General features: G+C 69.5%; 15 protein-coding genes. 7 read left to right on the top strand and 8 right to left on the bottom strand.

The genetic code is table 11. The features are described 5' to 3' along the window. The first annotated feature begins 75 nt into the window (after window positions 1–75). The 5 genes from ABH935_RS18260 (at window position 76) to ABH935_RS18240 (ending at window position 6922) form a co-directional block, all read left to right on the top strand. Window positions 76–1191, top strand: coding sequence for an alanine--glyoxylate aminotransferase family protein (locus tag ABH935_RS18260; RefSeq protein ID WP_370379096.1), 1116 nt, complete (start codon window positions 76–78; stop codon window positions 1189–1191). Between the two features lie 73 nt (window positions 1192–1264). Next, window positions 1265–2191, top strand: a complete 927-nt coding sequence (locus ABH935_RS18255; protein ID WP_370379095.1) for a LysR family transcriptional regulator — start codon at window positions 1265–1267, stop codon at window positions 2189–2191. 186 nt (window positions 2192–2377) lie between these two features. Continuing rightward, entirely contained in the window at window positions 2378–4453 is a 2076-nt protein-coding gene (locus ABH935_RS18250; protein WP_370379094.1) for a serine/threonine-protein kinase, read from the top strand. A gap of 59 nt (window positions 4454–4512) precedes the next feature. Continuing rightward, window positions 4513–5982, top strand: coding sequence for an alkaline phosphatase family protein (locus ABH935_RS18245; protein WP_370379093.1), 1470 nt, complete (start codon window positions 4513–4515; stop codon window positions 5980–5982). A gap of 181 nt (window positions 5983–6163) precedes the next feature. Beyond that, window positions 6164–6922, top strand: a complete 759-nt coding sequence (locus ABH935_RS18240; protein WP_370379092.1) for an LLM class F420-dependent oxidoreductase — start codon at window positions 6164–6166, stop codon at window positions 6920–6922. A 98-nt stretch (window positions 6923–7020) separates the two neighbouring features. Here the strand turns inward: ABH935_RS18240 and ABH935_RS18235 are convergent, their stop codons facing one another. Next, entirely contained in the window at window positions 7021–9705 is a 2685-nt protein-coding gene (locus ABH935_RS18235) for a GH92 family glycosyl hydrolase (protein WP_370379091.1), read from the bottom strand. A 200-nt stretch (window positions 9706–9905) separates the two neighbouring features. Between ABH935_RS18235 and ABH935_RS18230 the strand changes: the two genes are divergently transcribed. Continuing rightward, window positions 9906–10928, top strand: a complete 1023-nt coding sequence (locus ABH935_RS18230; protein ID WP_370379090.1) for a LacI family DNA-binding transcriptional regulator — start codon at window positions 9906–9908, stop codon at window positions 10926–10928. Here ABH935_RS18230 and ABH935_RS18225 read toward each other — a convergent pair. From ABH935_RS18225 to ABH935_RS18195, 7 genes are all read right to left on the bottom strand, one after another. Next, on the bottom strand, window positions 10857–11198 hold the full coding sequence (locus ABH935_RS18225) for a hypothetical protein (RefSeq protein WP_370379089.1): 342 nt from the start codon (window positions 11196–11198) through the stop codon (window positions 10857–10859). The genes ABH935_RS18230 and ABH935_RS18225 overlap by 72 nt on opposite strands. 482 nt (window positions 11199–11680) lie before the next feature. Continuing rightward, the gene (locus ABH935_RS18220; protein WP_370379088.1) at window positions 11681–12532 is read right to left on the bottom strand and encodes an esterase/lipase family protein; all 852 of its coding nucleotides are present in this window, start codon (window positions 12530–12532) and stop codon (window positions 11681–11683) included. Between the two features lie 107 nt (window positions 12533–12639). Further along, a complete protein-coding gene (locus tag ABH935_RS18215; RefSeq protein ID WP_370379087.1) occupies window positions 12640–13416 on the bottom strand; it encodes a nucleotidyltransferase domain-containing protein in 777 nt (258 codons plus the stop codon). A 222-nt stretch (window positions 13417–13638) separates the two neighbouring features. Continuing rightward, window positions 13639–15897 (bottom strand): ABC transporter ATP-binding protein, encoded by a 2259-nt coding sequence (locus ABH935_RS18210; RefSeq protein ID WP_370379086.1) that lies wholly within the window; start codon window positions 15895–15897, stop codon window positions 13639–13641. Continuing rightward, on the bottom strand, window positions 15894–17627 hold the full coding sequence (locus ABH935_RS18205) for an ABC transporter ATP-binding protein (RefSeq protein WP_370379085.1): 1734 nt from the start codon (window positions 17625–17627) through the stop codon (window positions 15894–15896). Before ABH935_RS18205 ends, ABH935_RS18210 begins: the two co-directional genes overlap by 4 nt. A gap of 76 nt (window positions 17628–17703) precedes the next feature. Further along, window positions 17704–18432 (bottom strand): TetR/AcrR family transcriptional regulator, encoded by a 729-nt coding sequence (locus ABH935_RS18200; protein WP_370379084.1) that lies wholly within the window; start codon window positions 18430–18432, stop codon window positions 17704–17706. A 62-nt stretch (window positions 18433–18494) separates the two neighbouring features. Continuing rightward, window positions 18495–19133 carry an NADPH-dependent FMN reductase gene (locus tag ABH935_RS18195; protein ID WP_370379083.1) on the bottom strand — a complete coding sequence of 213 codons (639 nt, stop codon included), beginning with the start codon at window positions 19131–19133 and terminating at the stop codon, window positions 18495–18497. Between the two features lie 142 nt (window positions 19134–19275). Here ABH935_RS18195 and ABH935_RS18190 point away from each other — a divergent pair, with 142 nt between their 5' ends. After that, the gene (locus ABH935_RS18190; RefSeq protein ID WP_370379082.1) at window positions 19276–20040 is read left to right on the top strand and encodes a TetR/AcrR family transcriptional regulator; all 765 of its coding nucleotides are present in this window, start codon (window positions 19276–19278) and stop codon (window positions 20038–20040) included. Window positions 20041–20048: the final 8 nt, after the last annotated feature.

Here is a 20048-nt window from a genome sequence, read left to right as displayed (position 1 = left end):
CTTCGCTTTCAGCTATGACCGCCATGCCCGAACAGCCATTCCACGCCCCATGATCGCCCGCCTAGCCTGAGGGCCATGACAGCCAATCCCGTCGGCCCTCTCGTTCTGCTCAACCCCGGTCCGGCGTGCACGTCCGACCGCGTCCGCGCCGCTCTGGGCCGCGGCGACTGGTGCCACCGCGAGCCGGAATTCTCCGAGCTGCTGGACTCGATCCGCTCCGGGCTGACCCGGGTGCTGAACATCGCCGACACGCACGAGGCGATCGTCGTCACCGGCTCCGGCACCTCCGCGATGGAGATGGCCGTGATCAGCGCCGTGCGGGCCGGGCGCTCGATCCTGGTGGTGCGCAACGGCGTCTACGGCGACCGGCTCGCGCGGATCGCCGAGGTCAACGGGATCACCGTGCACTCGGTGGCGGGGGAGTGGACCGAGCCGGCCGATCCGCGGGCCGTGCGGGCCGCGCTGGCCGGGCACCCGGACGTGGACGCCGTCGCGGTCGTCCAGCACGAGACCACCACCGGCATGATCAACCCGGTCGGCGCCATCGGCCGGGTCGCCCGCGAAGCCGGGGTGCTGATGGTCGTCGACGCGATCAGCGCCACCGCGATCGAGGACGAGGGCCACGAGGACCTGTCCGCCGACATCATCTGCGGCACCGCCAACAAGGGCCTGCACGGCCTGCCCGGCATCTCCTTCATCCTGTGCTCCCACAAGGGAATCGAGCGCCTCCAGGAAGTACCGGTGCGCTCGCTCTACCTCAACGCGAACACCTACCTCACTGGCCAGCGCAAGGGCGACGTCCCCTTCACCCCGGCCGTGCAGGTGTGCTTCGCCCTCGACGAGGCCATCAAGGAGTTGGAGGAACGCGGCGGCGTCACGGCGCGGGTCGCGGACTACAAGGCGCGCGCCGAACTCGTCCGCGCCGGATTCGAGCGGCTGGGCCTGGAAATCCTGATCCCCGCCGAGCACCGCTCCAACTCGATCTCGATGGTCTACCTGCCGGAGGGCATCACCTACGCCGAACTGCACGACGCGCTCAAGGACGAGGGTTTCGTCATCTACGCAGGCCAAGGCGATCTGGCGAAGACCTTCTTCCGGGTGTCCACTATGGGGGAGCTCCCGCTGGCGACGCTGGAGCGGTTCCTGGCCGCGCTGGAAACGTCCATCGCCAAGATCCGCGCCGGTCGCTGAACGGAGGCCCGTTGTTAACCCGGGGGAATAGGCTGGCGGACACGGGGCACGAGGCGTGGGAAGTGGACCTACCGTGACGCAGCTGAACCTGCACCGCCTGTCGATCTTCATGACCGTGGTCGAGACCGGCGGCTTCTCAGCGGCCGCGCAGAAGCTCTACATGAGCCAGCCCTCGGTCTCCAACCACGTCCGCAACCTCGAACAGTCCCTGCAGACCACCCTCATCGACCGCTCCGGACCCCGCATCCGCCCCACCGCCGAGGGCGAGGTCCTCGTCGAGTACGCACGCCGGGTGTTCCTGCTCACCGAGGAGGCGGTCGCGGCCATCCGCGAGGTCTCCGGCGTCCAGACCGGCCGCCTGGAAGTCGGCGGCACCACCACCGTCGGCACCTACCTGCTGCCGCGCCTGCTCGCGCGCTTCCGCGACCGGCACAACAACATCGAGTGCGACATCGTCGTCGGCAACAACGGCCAGATCGTCAAACGCCTCCTGGACGGCGAACTCGGCCTGGCCATCGTCGCCGGCCAACCCGGCGCCCACCAGCTGAAAACCGAGACGGTCCTGGACGAACGCCTGCTCCTGGTCGCCACCCCCGGCCACCACCTGACCCGAACACCGGGCCACGTCACCCCGCCCCAACTGGCCGGCGAACGCTTCCTCCTGCGCGAACCCGGCTCCCAAACCCGCGACCTGCAGGAAGCCGCCCTGATCGGCTGGGACCTCGACGACATGGCCAAGGCCGACATGTGGGGCCCGGAGACCATCAAGCAGTCAGTCGCCGCAGGCCTGGGCATATCCCTGATCTCCGAGCACGCCATCGACGCCGAAGTCCGCGACGGCCGCCTGGTCGTCCTGGACGTCGACCCGCCGCTACGCTCCCGGCCCGTGGTCGTCGCCTACCGCCGCGACAGGCTGCTGTCCCCAGCCGAGCGCGCCTTCCTGGGGCTGGTGCGGGGACTGCGGACGTGGCCGGCGGAATCGGCGGAACCGGCCGGGTGAGGCCTTCGCGGCGCGCGTCGCCGCAGGCATCGCAGTGCGCTTCCGCCCGACCGGCTCGTCCCGACTCTTCAGACAAGGTCCCCAAACACTAGGCGCGCGGGCTCCCCGACGGACGATGACCACGATCATGCCCATCATCGGTATGGTAACCATCTGATCGTCAGTCGCAGAACGGGATGGGGGCCGATGACGATGCAGACGCTTGGTGCCGGGGACCCGCACCGGATCGGACCGTACGTCCTGACCGGTCGGCTGGGAGCCGGCGGCATGGGCAGTGTCTACCTGGGGTGGGACCCGGCGGGCCGGCCGGCCGCGGTGAAGGTGGTCCGCAACGACTTCCTGCAGGACCCCGACTTCCGGGCGCGCTTCCGGCGCGAGATCTCCTCGGCGCGGCGGGTCAGCGGGCCCTGGATCTCGCGGGTGCTGGACGCCGATCCGGACGCCGAGTCGCCGTGGCTGGCCACCGAATACGTGGCCGGTCCCACGCTGGACGCCGCGGTCACCCGCTTCGGGCCGCTGCCCACCGAGACCGTCGCGGTGCTAGCGCAGTGCCTGGGTCAGGCGCTGGCGGCCGTGCACGCGGCCGGCGTGGTGCACCGGGACATCAAGCCGAACAACATCCTGCTGGCCGCCGACGGCCCGCGCATCATCGACTTCGGCATCGCCCGCGCGACCGACGACACCAAGCTCACCGCCACCCACGCCGGCGTGCTCGGCGTGGCCGGCTTCATCGCGCCGGAGCGTATTGAGCGGCAGGCCATGCTGCCCGCGGGCGACGTCTTCGCCGGCGGCGTGGTGCTGGCCTTCGCGGCCACCGGCAAGCTGGCCTTCGGCAGCGGCGAGCCGGTCACCGTCGCCTACCGGGTGGTGCACGGCGAGCCGGACCTCGGCGACCTGCCCGAGCAGCTGCGGCCGCTGGTCGCGCAGTGCCTGGCCAAGGACCCCGAGCAACGGCCCGACGCCATGCGGATGGCGGCCGAGGCCGAACAACTGCGCGGCGCCAGCGACTGGCCAGGCGTGCCGGTGACCACGACCGACTTCTCCGGCGGCGGCCTCACCGGCGACACGCTGGAGCTGGCTACGACCTGGCTGCCCGAGCCACTGGCCATGCACACTGTGCGCGACTACGACCTGACGGCGGCGCACGCGGCGGCCGAGACCGCGCGCCTGGACCTGCGGCAGGACTCGTGGCAGAACCCCCGTCCCCCGGGCTCCGGCGGAATGGCCGGCGCCGGCGGCGTCGCCGGGTTCGGCGCCGACTTCGGTCCCGGCAACGAGGCGGGAGGCCTGACCGGCAGCGCGCTGAACGCCGCGGGGTTCGGCGACATGTCCGGCCGCGCGCGCTCCGGCGGCCCGAACGGCCTGAACGGCCCGGGCGGCTCTGGCGGTCCGAACGGTCCCTACGGTCCCCACGGCGCGCGCGGCACCGGCTCGCAGCGCCCCGGCGACACCGAGCAACTCCCGCCGGGCCGCAAAAAGCCGGTCGCCCTCATCGTCGGCGCGTCCGTGGCCGCGGTCGCGCTGATCGCCGGGGGAGTGGCGATGGCGTTCGGCGGCGGCAAATCGGACACCACCGCGTTGCAGGGCAGCGCCTCGACCCAGGGCGCCGCGCAGAGTTCGGCGGCCAAGGACGGCGGCGACCTGTCCGGCGGCAGCACCAAGGCCGGCGACCCGCTGTCGGGCTCCACCAGCATCCCGGCCTCGGGAAGCAGCACCTCCTCGGCGGCCGCTCCGACCGGCCAGGCCCAGAACACCTCGACCGGCGGCCAGGCCCAGCCCTCCTCGGCGGGGCACTCCTCCGCAGCCGGCGCGCCGAGCGCCCCCGCCTCGCACAGCACCACCCAGCAGGCCCCGCCACCGTCCACCTCGAAGGCGCCCGCCCCGCCGCCCTCGACGCAGCAGGCCCCCGCGCCGGCGCCGGTCCCGTGCGGCGGCACCGCGTCGACGCCTCAGGGCACTGGGATCAACTGCCCCTTCGATACAGCCGGCAACGGTTACAGCGGCGGCTCCCCCGTCCTGGACAGCGGCGGCGGCAACGTCGGCTACCTGCCGCAGGGCACGAACTGGGTGATCTGCCAGGCCCAGGGCCGGACCGAGACCCAGAGCGGCGGGCAGTACTTCAACAACTGGTGGGCCTGGACCGAGGCCAACAACCAGCACTGGGGCTGGGTCAACGCCGTCGACGGTCACGGCGGCGCCAACAACGGCGCGTTCGGCGGCGTCCCGATGTGCAACGGCTCCAAGGGCGCGCCGCCACAGTAGGACACGGGCTGGACGCGGGCTAGACGGAATCCTTACGTCGTGTGAGTACCGTCATCACCATGAGTGATCGGAGATCTCGGACGACGCGCTGGGGCGCGGTACTGGCGGCAGGCCTGCTCGCCGGCGCCTGCACCACCGGTTCCTCAAAACCTCACGGCGGCGCGACCTCGACGTCGACCTCGACGTCACCGTCGGGCTCAGGCTCGCCGCTGCCCGCCGGCGTGACCGCGCTGCCCGCAGGCTTGGGCCCCGGCGCACCGGCCGGCGCCGACAAGATCCAGCACATCGTCGTGATCATGCAGGAGAACAGGAGCTATGACTCCTACTTCGGCACGTATCCCGGCGGAGACGGCATCCCCGCCGGAGCCTGCGTCCCCGACGCCGCCACCAACAAGTGCGACCCGCCGTTCCACGACGGCAACGTCGTCAACAAAGGCGGCCCGCACAGCCAGAACAACGCCACCGCCGACATCGACGGCGGCAAGATGGACGGCTTCATCGGCCAGGTCGCCACCGGCGCCGTGGTGCAGAAGACGCCGTGCACGAACCCTGACAACCCCACCTGCGTCCCGGTCGGCGAACCGGACGTCATGGGCTGGCACGACGCCCGCGAGATCCCCAACTACTGGTCCTACGCGCAGCATTTCACCTTGCAGGACCACATGTTCGAGCCGAACGCCTCCTGGTCGCTGCCAGCGCACCTGTTCCTGGTCTCCGAGTGGTCGGCGCACTGCACCAAGGCCAACGACCCGAGCAGTTGTACCAACGCTCTGCAGAACCCGGGCATGAAGAACTACGCCTGGACCGACCTGACGTATCTGATGTACCGCGCGGGAATCAGCTGGGGCTACTACCTCGTCAGCGGCAGCGAGCCGGACTGCGAGGACGACGCAGCGACGTGCGCGCCGGTGAAGCAGGACGCGAAGACGCCCGGCATCTGGAACCCGCTCCCGGAGTTCTCCACGGTGAAGGACGACGGCCAGGTCGGCAACATCCAGTCGGTCGACAACTTCGTCACCGCCGCCACCAAGGGCACGCTGCCGCAGGTCTCCTGGGTCGTGCCGTCGCAGCAGGTCAGCGAACACCCGCCGGCCTCCGTCGCCGACGGCCAGGCCTACGTCACCAACCTGGTGAACGCGGTCATGAAGGGCCCGGACTGGAGCTCCACGGCGATCTTCCTGTCCTGGGACGACTGGGGCGGCTTCTACGACCACGTGGCCCCGCCGACCGTGGACGGCAACGGCTACGGGCTGCGCGTCCCCGGCATCGTCATCAGCCCCTACGCCAAGCAGGGGACGATCGACCATCAGACGCTCAGCTTCGACGCGTACGACAAGCTGATCGAGGACCGTTTCCTGAAGGGCCAGCGCCTGGACCCGGCCACCGACGGCCGCCCCGATCCGCGCCCGGACGTGCGAGAGGACGCCTCCCAGCTCGGCGACCTGTGGAAGGACTTCGACTTCAGCCAGCCGCCGGCCGCCTCGCTCGTGCTCTCCGAGCATCCGCCGCCGGGACCGGCGAGCCGGTAGCTGCCAACCGCCGGTCGCCAGCCCGTAGCAGGCTGCGGCGTGCCGTTCCGGACGGTGCCCCGTCCGATCGGCGAGCCGAAAAGGCCGCTCAGCCGTTCTTGTGGTGGAGTGATCGGGGAAACCCCGTACCGGAACCCGACACCCCTACCACCCACACCACCGACAGTGAGGACCGCCGATCATGGCGCGATTCAAAGTGGGCGTGCAGCTGCGCCCCCAGCACACCGACATCACAGCTCTGCGCGAGGCGTGGCAGCGTGCGGACGAGCTCGGTGTCGACTCGATCTGGACCTGGGACCACTTCTACCCGCTCAGCGGCGACCCGGAAGGCACCCACTTCGAGGGCTCCAGCCTGCTCGCCGCGATGGCCGTGACCACCACGCGGGCCCGGTTCGGGATGCTCGTGTACTGCAACAGCTACCGCAATCCGGAGCTGCTGGCGGACATGGCCCGGACCGTCGACCAGCTCTCCGGCGGCCGGCACGTGCTCGGTATCGGCGCCGGTTGGTTCGAGCGGGACTACACCGAGTACGGCTACGAGTTCGGCACGGCGCCGGAGCGGCTTCGGGCGCTGGGCGCGGCGCTGCCGCGGATCAAGGAGCGGCTGGGCAAGCTCAAGCCGGCCGACCCGGACCTGCCGATCCTGATCGGCGGCGGCGGCGAGAAGGTCACGCTGCGCCTGGTCGCGCAGTACGCCGACCTGTGGAACACCTTCGGTCCGGTGGAGAACTTCCAGCACAAGAACCAGGTGCTCGACGAGTGGTGCGCGAAGCTCGGCCGCGATCCGAAGGCCGTGGAGCGCACCGTGATGATCGGCGACGACGAGATCGACAACTACCAGGCGTACCTGGACGCCGGCGCTGACCACATCATCCTCGGCGGGGACTATCCGTTCGCGCTGGACAACGTGCGGCGGCTCCTGGAGCACGCACAGGACTGAGGTCTCCCTGGGGGGAGACGTCAGGGGCCTGGTTCGCTGTGAACCAGGCCCCTGATCGTCTTCAGCTCATCGCGGTGTGATCCGGCAGCGGTGTACCGCTACGGGAGAGTCCACTTCTGAGCGTTGGTGGCGTTGCAGGTGTAGATCTGCAACTGCGTGCCGTCGGTCGTGCTGCTGTTCGGGTCGTCCAAGCACTTGCCGGACTGCGGGTTCAGCAACGAGCCGTTCGACGTCTGCTGCCAGACCTGGGACCCGGTGTTGTTGCAGTCATACAGCTGGATCAGCGTGCCGTTGGCGGTCCCGCCGTTGGTCACGTCCATGCACTTGCCCATGACACCCAGGCTGCCGTTGGAGTTGACGGTGAACTGCTGCGCGACCGAGCCGTTGCAGGTCCACAGCTGGATCTTGGTGCCGTTGGCGGTGTTGCGGCTGCTGTCGTCCGCGCACTTGCCGGCGATGCCCGAGGTGATCGGGCCGGTGTTCGAGGTGCCGCTCTGGTCGTAGGCCGGCGGCGCGTCACCGGCCGCGGTGCCCCAGGACGACGCCGAGGAGCCGAGGGTGAAGTCCAGCGTGACGCCGGCCTTCCACGTCGAGGCCGGGAGCCAGGTGTGGGTGCTCGCCGCGCCGTTGACGTTGAGCGACTGCACGTAGTAGTTGCTCGCCGAGGCGGCCGGGGCGTTGACGGTGATGGTCGAGCCCGAGTCCAGGTGGACGACGGCCTGCGTGAACAGCGGGCTGTTGAACGCCAGGTCCGCGCTGCCCGGGGTCACCGGGTACATGCCCAGGGCGCCCCACACGTACTGCGAGGACATGGTGCCCAGGTCGTCGTTGTTCGGGAAGCCGGCGGGAGTGTCCTGATACAGCTGGTTCAGGACCCGGTTCACCACCGACTGGGTGTGCGAGGGCTCGCCGGTCCAGTCGTAGAACCAGGGGGTGCCCAGGTCCACCTCGTTGGACAGGAACGACTGGTCGGAGTTGGTGCTGTTGAACGTCTGGAAGTAGTAGTCCAGCGCGGAGTTGATCGCGCTGTTGCCGCCGTAGAGCGCGGCCAGCGCGGGCTGGTCGAAGCCGACGTCGAAGCGGTTCTGCGCGGCCGTGGACTCGGTGAACCCGGTGGTGGTGCCGGTGGTGATGCTGTCGAAGGTGCCGTTGCTCGACACCGGGTTCAGCAGGTCGTTGGCCGGGTTGAAGATGTGCTTCCAGTTGTTGGCCCGGATGTTGAACTTGACGCTGTTCGCGGTGTCGCCCTGGGCCAGCGCGAACTTCGACAGGGCGAAGTCGGCGTTGTCGTACTCGATCAGGCTGGAGGCCGAGTCACGGACGTTGCAGCAGCCCAGCGAGCCGGTGTAGAGGTCGGAGGGCAGGTAGCCGTAGGTGTTCTCCAGGGAGGTGCCGCGGCGCACGTTGTTGTTCGTCGTGGCCTCGGTGAGCATGTCCGACAGCGCGGTGGAGGTGTCGAAGCCGGTGCCGCCGAACGCGTAGTAGTTCGAGATCGCGGCGGTGGCCGGGTCACCGTCCATGACCCAGTTGTAGAAGTTCATGAAGCCCCACTGCGGGAACGTCCCGCCCTGGGCGTAGTCGTTGACCAGGGACTGCGCCGCGTCCGAGGCGATCGAGGGATCGACCATCGCCTCCAGCTGCGTCTGGCCCTTGTAGACGTCCCAGCCGGAGAACTGGTCGTACTGCTGGTGCCCGGACGGCGCGGTGTGCACGGCGTTGTCGAAGCCCATGTACTGGCCGTTGACGTCGGTCACCGTGTTGGGGTGCAGCAGCGCGTGGTAGAGCGAGGTGTAGAACAGCTGCTGCTGCGTGGACGTGCCGCCGGCTATCTGGATCTTGTTCAGCTGGGCGTTCCACGCGTTGTGGTTCGCGGTCTGCACGGTGCCGAAGTTGAACCCCGAGTTCTCGGCGGCCAGGTTCGCGGAAGCGTTTGCGGCGCTGACGTAGGACACGCCGACCTTGGCCTGGACCACCTGGTTGGAACTGGCGTTGAACTGCAGGAACACCGAGTTCGGGCCGGGCTGGCCGGATTCGGTGACGATCTGCGAGGCGGAGGTGAACGACTGGTCGAAGACCATGTCGAAGTGCAGCGTGTAGCTGCCCGTCTCGCCGCAGAAGCCGCCGGAGGTCACCGAGCCGGTGACCTCGTTGCCGCCGACGAGCTGCGCGCTGGAGGCGGTGGTGCCGTTCTGGCTGTCCAGCAGCTTGAGCAGGACGTCGGCCTGGCTGGTGGACGGGAACGTGAAGCGGGCCATGCCGGTGTGCGCGGTGGTGGTCAGCTCGGTCTTCACCGGGGTCGAGCCGGTCTTCACGGTGTAGTAGCCGGCGGTGCCCGACTCGCTGCTGTGGTCGATCGAGTCGTCATGGACGCCCGGGTCGCCGGAGGGCAGCGCCCCGGTCATCGGCAGAATCGGGATGTCGCCCATCGCCCCGCAGCCGGGACCGGCCATGTGCGTCAGCGAGAAGCCGCGCGTCTGGTTGTCGCTGTGGTCGTACCCGCCCCCGGCGTTGCGGCCGCTCACCGAGTCCGGACTCCACTGGACCATGCCGAACGGCGAGTCCGCGCCCGGGAAGTCGTTCCCGCCGCCGGAGGTCATCACCAGCGTGTTGACCGTGGAGGCCGGATCGGCGACGAAGGCGGCGTGCGTACTGGCCTTGCTGCTGGCGTTCGCGGCACCCGCGGAGAGCCCGACGGTGCCCAGCGCGGCCGCGGCCACCAGGGCCCCGGCCGGTATCAGGGAACTGAGGCGCGATCTGCGCCCTGTGCGGTTCGAACCGGTCACGATGTCTCTTCTCTCGACGACGACTGCATGACTGCGCACTGCGACGCGTGGCGTCTGCCCGACGGGCGGTACTGAGGAGCCGGGTGATCGTGTGAACGTTCACAGGCATCGGGGATTGTCTGGCCCCTGAGAAGAGTTGTCAATGGGACGCACTACTGAAACACGGATGGTAACGTTAACCAGCCGAACAAGGAGGTCGGATGGCAGCGCGGCCCACGATGAAGGACGTGGCGCGGGCGGCGGGGGTGTCGCTGATGACGGTCTCGCGGGTGGTGGCCGGCGAGGCCGGCGTGGCCCCGCAGACCGCGGCCCGGGTCGAGGAGGCGATCAGGGCTCTGGGATACCAGCGTAACGACATCGCCCGGAACCTGCGCCGCAAGGCCCAGGACTCCCGCACCATCGGCCTGGTGGTCGACGACCTGGCGAACCCCTTCTTCTCAGCCCTGGCCCGCTCCGTCGAGGACGAAGCCTACCGCCGAGGCTTCCTGGTCCTGGTAGGCAGCACCAACGACGACCCCCGCCGCGAACGCGACGTGGTCTCAGCGTTCAGCGCCCGCCAGGTCGACGGCCTGGTCCTGGTGCCCACCGGCGGCAACCGCCCCTTCTTCCGAGCCCAGATGGCACGCGGCGTGAAGGTGGTCTGCGTCGACCGCCCCGCCACCGGCCTGGACGTCGACTGCGTCGCCGTGGACAACCGAGCCGGCACCGCCACCGCCGTCCGCCACCTCCTCGACCGAGGCCACAGCCGCATCGCCTACCTCGGCGACCGCCAGGAGATCTGGACCCAGCGCGAACGCTTCATCGGCTACGAACAAGCCATGCGCGCCGCCGGCCTCGACGTGGACCCAACCCTGGTCCGCCACGGCCTCCGCGGCGTCGCAGAAGCAGCGGCCGCCATCAGCGAACTGATGACCGCCCCGACTCCTCCAACCGCCCTGTTCAGCGGCAACGACCTGGTCACCTTAGGCGCGGTCGAAGCAGGCGCCTCCCGCCGCTTCGCCCTGGTCGGCTTCGACGACTTCCTCCTCGCCGACAAACTCGACCCCCCGATCTCCGTGGTCAGCCAGGACCCGGCAGCCCTGGGCCGCACCGCCGCCCAACTCCTGTTCGGCCGCATCGACGGCGACGAAGCCTCCGCCCGCTCAGTAGTCCTAGCCACCCGCTTCATCGACCGCGGCTCCGGCGGCGCCGCCGTAGGCCCGCCCCTCCCGGGCGGCGCGTAGCGCTTCAGGCCGCCGATCAACCGCCAGGGCGGCCTGAAGCGCTCGCGCGTCGCCGGCCAGCCGGCGACGCAGGATCAGCGCACCGAAGCGATCGACGAAGCCGGAGATGACCGCCGCCAGCGACACGGTGTACACCGCGGCGCCGAGGATGCGGCCAGCGACGCCCGCGGGCCGGTGACCGGCGCGCTGCGGCGGCACCACTACGCTGCGGCAGCGCGGCCTCACGTCGCCGCAGGTCACCCATTCAGCCTCGGCTGATATGCGCAGCACGATCTACGCCATTCACCCGATGTCCGATATGTGGTCTTCACGCACTATTGAGACAGTCCAAAGGCCACCACCCAACGCCAGGTCTACCCGGTGGCCCCAGGGCCGACGGTCGTCACCGGTCGTGCGCGGACAGAGCTCGCCGCGCCCGCCCCGGGGCCGGCCGCCCAACGCCCTCGATGACCTCGCGTCGTCGACTGCTCGAAGCGAGGCGATAAAGAGCCTTCGACTTCGGCCAAGTCGGAGGCACAGTGGGGGATCGCCCCGCATCGAGCAGGCCCCCGCAAGGGGCGGGCACCGCACCACAACCCAACAGCCGGACCCCGGCGCCACCCCCAGGCGCCAGGGTCCGGCCCTGGAGGCTGCCCCAAAAGGCCTCACCGCAACCCGCACCGCGGGCGGCACCGCACCAACCAGACGCGGCACCGCCCCAGCCCCGGCTCCGCACCCGAAGCCGGATCGACCAGAAGGGCGAGCCGATGAACCTATGAGAACGCTGACAGGCACGTGGTCGGCGTAGCGCTCGCCGGATCCAGCGCATCGACCGCCTCATGCAGCGCGATCTTGTCAGTGGTCCCGATGGCGACGTGCTCCGACAGGTCGGCGGCACACAGGTCCTGCAGCAGGACGTTGTGCACGTTCGGCCCGTTCAGCGCCTGCGACTGCCACGGCGTCACGACCTCGTCGTACCGCGTCGAGATCACCGTGTACTGCACGCCGGGCACGGTGTCGCCGCCGGCGTTCAGCTGCTGCATCAGCGGCGAGCCGACGATCTGGTCACTGCACGCCGGGCAAGCCGTCCCGACCAGGCCGACGGCCCCGGGGAAGTACTTGGCGGCCAGCGTCTCGATGCCGTCGAGGTCGGTCCCGTGGTTGGAGGGCGCCAGGCCCACCAGCGTGTGGACCTTGGAGGCGCCGCCGAGGAACTTCAGGTAGTAGCGGGGCATCATCCCGCCCTGGCTGTGCCCGACGATGTCGACCTGCGACGCGCCGGTGGCGGCCAGCACCTGGTCGACGTAGTCCGCCAGTTGCTGCGCCGACTGCGCGACCGGGGCCAGGCCGTGGAACAGCGGGATGCCCGGCTGCTGGCCGTAGTCGAGCTCGAAGACGCAGAAGCCGCGCGCGGCGATGTACGGCGCGCCGACGATCCAGTTGTCGCCGGCGTTGCCGAAGGTGCCGTGCGCCAGCACCACGGGTCGCGGGTGCTCGGCGCTGGGCCGGCATGAGAAGTCGTTGATCCCGGACGAGGCGGCGGCCTGGGCCGGGGCGGCCAGCGCCAGGAACGGCGCGGCCAGGAGTGCGGCGGAAATGGCGTGGGCGATGCGGCGTTTACGCATACTGACTCCCTGGGGGACCGGTGGGCGAGCGGGTCGAGTGATCAGGGTCACACGCGCGTGGTTACCGGTCGGTAAAGCTACTCGCAGGTAGCCAGGAAGTCACGGACTCATGGCCACTCTTTTGCCGAGTTGCACACCGCCTCCACCAGGTCGATCACCCGCAGAACCTCGGCGGCCGTACATGTCACCGTCTCATCACCGAGTCGGTACGCTTTCGCCTTGGCGCACAGATCGGCGTAACCCGGGAACAGTCCGGCCGTGTAGTCGGCCGCGGCCTCCTTCGAGATCACCTCGCCGGTCGCGATTGTCGCGTGCAGCCGGCCCGGCCCGGTCGCCTCCCAGGCCAGCAGGTACGGGTCCACCAGGGAATCAGGGTTCTGTTCGGAGAAGTGGCTCCGGTACCCGACGTGCGTGCGCCAGTAGGACTCCAGATTCCCGCGGTTCCACTCCCGCAGCCATTCCGGATCCGGGGCGACCATCAGATCCGAGGCTTGCGGCCCGCGCAGCGTGACGCCGTGCCGGTCCAGGATCGCCCACAGCACCGGATCGGTGGCGTGGCCTTCGGGCTTGAAGACCCCGTCGACCGCGACGGGGACCTTGGTCTGGCTGCGTGCGCCGAGCAGATCGGGTGTCACGTAGTGGCCGTCGCAGTGCGGACCGGCGGCGCGCGTGGCCTCCAGCTCGGCGTGCATCTCGCCGGTCATCGCCAGGTCCGAGGCGGTCATCGGGCGGTCGAGCACCACCAGCACGTCCAGGTCGCTGCGCCCGGGACGCCAGCCGCCGAGCGCGGCGGAGCCGACGACGTAGACGCCGCGCAGCATGTCCGGTGCGAGCGTGGCCTCCAGGGCCTTCAGATAACGGTCTGCTGCTTGCTCGTAAGACATCTTCGGAGCTTAACAACGCGATCTCAGGGGCCGGGCGAAGCGGCGGAACATGCTGAGGTAGGCGAAACGAGCGGGCTCGGCGGGCTGCGGAAAACGAAAGGGGCCGGCCGACTCCCCCCTCGGAGTCGGCCGGCCCGGTCAAAGCAGAACCCTGTCTCAGCCGACCTCGATCGACCTCAGCCGACCTCAGCCGACCTCAATCGACCTCAATCGACATCGACCTCAGTCGACCTCGGCCAGAGCCTGCGCGAACTGCGCCGCGTACAACCGCGAGTAAGCGCCGTCGGAATCCAGCAGCTGCGTGTGCGTCCCGGTCTCGACGATCCGGCCGTTCTCCATGACCAGGATCATGTCGGCGTCGCGGATGGTGGACAGCCGGTGCGCGATGACGAACGAGGTGCGTCCCTCGCGCAGCTTGTTCATCGCGCGCTGGATGAGGACCTCGGTGCGGGTGTCGACCGAGGACGTCGCCTCGTCCAGGATCAGGATCGCAGGTTCGGCCAGGAAGGCTCGGGCGATCGTGATCAGCTGCTTCTCGCCCGCCGAGAGGTTCGAGCCCTCCTCGTCGATCACGGTGTCGTAGCCGTCGGGCAGGGTGCGCACGAAGTGGTCCACGTGCGTGGCCGCCGCCGCGGTCTGGATCCGGTCGATCGAGGCGTCGCGGGTGCCGTAGGCGATGTTCTCGGCGATGGTGCCGCCGAACAGCCAGGCGTCCTGGAGCACCATGCCGGTCTGCGACCGCAGGTACTCGCGGGACATCTCCGCGGTGTCGACGCCGTCCAGCAGGATCGCGCCGGAGTCCACCTCGTAGAAGCGCATCAGCAGGTTGACCAGCGTGGTCTTGCCGGCGCCGGTCGGGCCGACGATGGCCACGGTCTGCCCCGGCTGCACGGCCAGCGACAGGTCCTCGATCAGCGGCCGGTCCGCCGAGTAGCTGAAGTTCACGTCGCGGAACTCCACCCGGCCCTGGACCCGCTCCAGTTCCACCGGCCGCGCCGGCTCCGGGGACATCTCCTCAGCGTCCAGGATCTGGAAGATGCGCTCGGCCGAGGCCACGCCGGACTGCATCAGGTTGGCCATCGCCGCGACCTGGGACAGCGGCATCATGAACTGCCGCGTGTACTGGATCGAGGCCTGGACGCTGCCCAGCGACAGCGCGCCGGCCGAGACCCGCAGGCCGCCGACCACCGCGACCAGTACGTAGGTGACGTTGCCCAGGAACATCATCGTCGGCTGGATCAGGCCGCTGATGAACTGGGCCTTGAAGCTGGCGTCGTTCAGCGAGTCGTTCTGCTTCTTGAACTCCGCCGCCGCCTCTTCCTGCCGTCCGAAGGCCTTGACCAGCTGGTGGCCGGTGTACATCTCCTCGATGTGCGCGTTCAGCCGGCCGGTGGCCGCCCACTGCTTGACGAACTGCGGCTTGGACTTCTTGCCGATCCGGCCGGCGACGTACACCGACAGCGGCACCGTGGCGATCGCGATCAGGCCCAGCAGCCAGGAGGTCCACAGCATGAAGGCGGTCACGCCGATCAGCGTGAAGACCTGCATCACGACCTGCGCCAGCGACTGCTGTAGCGACTGCGCCAGGTTGTCCACGTCGTTGGTGGCCCGGGACAGCACCTCGCCGCGCGGCTGCTTGTCGAAGTACGACAGCGGCAGCCGGCTGAGCTTGGCCTCGATGTCGGTGCGCAGCCGGGCCATCGCGCGGTTCACCACCACGATGACCAGCCGCGACTGGATCATCATGCAGACGAACACCAGGACGTACAGCCCCAGCAGCAGCATCAGCACGTGGCCGACCTCGGTGAAGTCGATGCCGTGGCCCGGGGTGAAGTCGATCGACTTCACCAGGTCGGCCTGCGTGCCGTGGCCGGTGTCCCGCAGGTGCTGGACCGTCTCGGCCTTCGTCGGGTACTGGCCGTTCGGCAGCCGCGGGGCCTGGCGGCCGATGACGCCGGCGAAGATCAGGTCCGTGGCCCTGCCCAGCAGCTTCGGGCCCCAGACCGACATCCCGACGCCGATCGCGGCCATCAGCATGGAGACGATCAGGATCGTGCGCTCCGGACGCAGGTAGGCCAGCAGCCGGCGCGAGGAGCCCTTGAAGTCCTTCGACTTCGCGGCCGGACCGGCCATGAGCGCGGCCGGGCCGCGCAGCGCGCCACCCTGCTGCGGACGCGGCGCGTCGCCTTCGCTCTCGGTCTCCAAGCGCTCGGCGTCCGGGCCGCCGGACGTGGGAGCGGCCGGCTTTGCGCCGTTCTGTGCCGCACCGTTTTGTGCCGCACCGTTCTGCGCAGAGCCGTTCTGTGCCGCACCATTCTTGGCGGCGCCGTTCACTGTGCCGCCGCCGTTCTGCTCGGCCTTCACGATCTCGGTGTGATCGGCGCTCGCACCATTCCCAGTGCTCGCAGCGCCGGCGCCATTGGTCGTGTTCTCGGCGTTCTCGCCACCGGCGCCGCCGTTCCCCGTGTCATCCGTGCTCATGCCGCGGCCTCCTCTTCGGTGAGCTGCGAGAGCACGATCTCGCGGTAGGTCTGGTTGGATTCCATCAGCTCGCTGTGGGTCCCGGACCCGACCACCACGCCCTGGTCCAGGACGATGATGCGGTCCGCGTTGCGAATGGTGGACACGCGCTGCGCGACGATGACCACCGTGGACTCCCGCGTCTGGTCCACCAGCGCGGCCCGCAGCCGGGCGTCGGTGCTGTAGTCCAGAGCCGAGAACGAGTCGTCGAACAGGAAGATCTCCGGCTTGTGCACCAGCGCGCGGGCGATCGCCAGGCGCTGCCGCTGACCGCCGGAGACGTTGGTCCCGCCCTGCGCGATCGGCGCGTTCAGCTTCTCGGGCATCCGCTCGACGAAGTCCCGGGCCTGCGCGGTGTCCAGGGCTTCCCACAGTTCCTCGTCGGAGGCGTCGGGGCGGCCGTAGCGCAGGTTGGAGGCGATGGTCCCGGTGAACAGGTACGGCTTCTGCGGCACGATGGCCACCGACTTGGTCAGCGTCGTCGGATCGAGCTGGCGCACGTCCACCCCGTCGACCAGGACCGCGCCGTCGGTGACGTCGGCCAGCCGCGGCACCAGGTTCAGCAGCGTGGTCTTGCCCGCGCCGGTGGAGCCGATGATCGCGGTGGTCTCACCGGGGCGGGCGACCAGCGACACCTCGTTGAGCACGCAGTCCTCGGCGCCCGGGTACTTGAAGCTCGCTCCCCGCAGCTCCAGCGTCCCGGACGTGAGCGGCACCGTGGCGGTCGCCGGCGGCACCACGCTGGACTCGGTCTCCAGCACCTCGCCGATGCGGTCGGCGCAGACCGCGGCACGGGGCACCATCATGAACATGAACGTGGTCATCATGACGCTCATCAGGATCTGCATCAGGTAGCTCAGGAACGCCGTCAGCGACCCGATCTGCATGCCGCCGGAGTCGATGCGGTGCGCGCCGAACCACAGCACGCCGACGCTGGCGAAGTTCACGATCGTCATCACGATCGGGAACATCAGCGCCATCAGCTTGCCGACCCGCAGCGAGACGTCCAGCAGTTGGTCGTTGGCCCGGCCGAAGCGCTCGTTCTCGTGCTCGTCCTTGACGAACGCGCGGATGACCCGGATGCCGGTGATCTGCTCGCGCATCACGCCGTTGATCTTGTCGATCCGGACCTGCACGATCCGGAACAGCGGGCCCATCCGCCGGATGATGATGCCGATCGCGATGGCCAGCGCCGGAATGATCGCCACCAGCAGCCCGGACAGCGGGACGTCCTGGCGCAGCGCCAGGATCACCCCGCCGACCAGCATCACCGGCGCCGCCGCGGCCATGGTGAAGGTCATCAGGACCACGGTCTGCACCTGCAGCACGTCGTTCGTGGTCCGGGTGAGCAGCGAGGGCGCGCCGAAGCGGCCGACCTCGCGGGTGGAGAAGGCCTGGACCCGGTCGAAGATGCCGGCCCGCAGGTCCCGGCCCAGCAGCGTGGCGGTCTTGGCCCCGAAGTAGACCGCCCCGGCCGAGCAGGCGATCTGCAGCAGCGAGAACAACAGCATCACGCCACCGGTCTTGAGGACGTATCCGTTGTCCCCCTTGACCACGCCGTTGTCGATGATGTCGGCGTTCAGCGTGGGCAGATACAGCGCACACAGCGTCTGTACGAACTGCAGGGCCAGGACCAGCGCGATCGGCCCTCTGTACGGTCGCAGGTATTGTTTCAGGATCTTGACAAGCATGAAGATCGTCCCATCTGGCTCGGCATGCCGGGCAGCGGTGGCGGTCGGCGTGACCGGGCGTGCACTGTATGCGAAATCAGGGGTTTTCGTTTTCGGGTAGACTGGCCCCCAGCGGGAGCGCGGGTTGCTGGGCCAGCGCCGCGGCTGTGCGGACCGCCTGGCGCAGCAGGGCAGTGTATGGGGCCTGGACGTCCTCGTGCAGCCAATATTTCGTGGCCACGCGCACCGCCCCGTTCACCGCCGCCGCGACGATCCGCGGCAGCAGGTCCTGGGCCGGATCCAGCCCCAGTCGTTCGGCGATGACCGGGGTCAGCTGCTCTTCGAGCTGGCGCATCGACTCCAGCAGGTGCGGCCGGGCCCCCTCCTCGTCCATGACCGTGCGCAGCGCCTCTTTGCTGAAGCTGCCGTTGGCCATGATCTCGCGGAGCTTTCGGACGCTTTCTTTGCCCGGCTCGTGCCCGAGGGTGTACTCCGCGACGACCGCTTCGGCGAGCGCGACGTCGAAGGGCTCGTCGGCGGGGCGTTCGCTGAAAGCCAGCGCCACGCGTCGGGCCCGGTCCCCGGGCAGCGCGCCGAGCGCGGCCTCGCGGCTGTGGAAGTAGTTGTGGAACGTGCGCGCGGAGACCCCGGCGCGTTCGGCGATCTCGTCGGGGCTGACGTTCTGCAGGCCGTTGTTCTCCAGCGTCAGCTGCAAGGCCGCCTGGCTGATGCAGTTGCGGGTCTCCAGCCGTTTGCGTTCGCGGCGAGAGCCCGCTTCGAAGTCGTTCTCGTTCTCGTTCTCGTTCTGGTTCTCGGTCGCGGACACGGGTCTACCTTCTCCCGAACTTGCGCTCAGCGCAATTATTTTTTTGCGCCCAGCGCAAGATTTCAGCCGGCGGCGATCTGCCGGCGCCCGGCGCGCAGAGTCGTGGCGGTCCAGGTGAGCTGGTCCAACAGGCTCTGCAGGGCGTTGTCGCGGGTTTCGGAGGGACGCGGCCAGGACTGGTCCTCGGCGAACTGGTTCCAGTACTCGGTGAAGCTGACGGTGTCGCGGATCGGCACCGCGGACAGCTCGATGAAGACGTGCCGCAGCTGTTGGACGGCGCGCAGCCCGCCGGAGACGCCGCCGTAGGAGACGAAGGCGACAGGCTTGCGGCTCCATTCGCCGTGGTACCAGTCGATCGCGCTCTTCAGCGCCGCCGGGAAGCTGTGGTTGTACTCCGGCGTGACGATGACGAAGGCGTCGGCGCCGGCCAGACGCGGAGCCAGGGCCGCGACGCGTTCGGGGCGCGGCTGCCCGAAGTCGGTCATGGTCAGCGGGAGGTCCGCTTCGGCGAGGTCGACGACGTCGAGGTCGAGGCCGGGGTGGCTCTCGGCGGCGCGGGTGACGAACCAGTCGGCGACGGTCGGGGCGAAGCGGCCGGTGCGGGTGCTGCCGATGATGACGGCGACGCGGAGGGGGTCGGGGGCTGTGGCCGGCGTGGCGGTTGTTTCGTCGGTGCTGGCCGTGGCGGTGGCGGCGGTCATGGTGATCCCCCTGGGGAGTGGATGGCGTGCTGCGGATGTGTACGGTGTACGCTCCGGTGCGTACACCGTACAACGGTGCGTACGATGTACACAAGGCGAGAGCGCGAGCCCGCGTTCGGCGAGCCCATGGGAGGCTTCTGGCATGGCGAAGACCAAGAGCGAGTGCGGCCCGGCGGCGGACTCTGCGGCACCTGACGTCCAGAACACGCCGACGATCTGGGAGCGCATCGACGCCCCCCGAGGTGCCCGCACGACCCTCAGCCACGAGCGCATCGCCGAGGCCGCGATCGCCCTGGCCGACGCCGAGGGGCTGGACGCCGTGTCGATGCGCAAGCTGGCCGAGAGCCTCGGCGTGGCGACGATGGCCCTTTACCGTTACGTGAACAGCAAGGACGAACTGCTGGAGCTGATGACGGACGCGGTGGGCACCGCGTCCGAACTCGTCGCCGACCCGAACGACTGGCGCGCGGTGTTCCGCGAGGCCGCCCGCCGCCGCCGCGAGACCGCGCTCGCGCACCCCTGGCTTCCTGCGGCTCAGGCGCAGGTCCCGACCAGCCTGACGCCCAACCGCAACCTGGCGTTGGAGCGCATGCTCGCCGCCCTGGAGCCGTTGCCGCTGACCGGGGACCAGAAGATGCAGCTCATCAGGGCCCTGGATTCCTACGCGCGCGGCGCCGCCGACGGCGAGGTGAACCAGCGGACGATGCTGGAGCGGCGCGGGTACGGCGCGGACGGGGATGTCAGGCTTCTGCTGCGCTCGAACATGCAGTGGCTGCTGCGCAGCGGACGGTATCCGCTGTTCGCGAAGCTGGTGACCGACGGGCTGGCGCCGGTGGACGCGGTGGGGGAGTTCGAGTTGGGGCTTGAGGCGATGCTGGACGGGTTGGCTGCGCGGTTCGGGATTTGATTTCGGCC

The organism is Catenulispora sp. GAS73, assembly GCF_041262085.1.
GTDB lineage: Bacteria > Actinomycetota > Actinomycetes > Streptomycetales > Catenulisporaceae > Catenulispora.
This window is presented reverse-complemented; position numbering and strand designations above follow the sequence as displayed.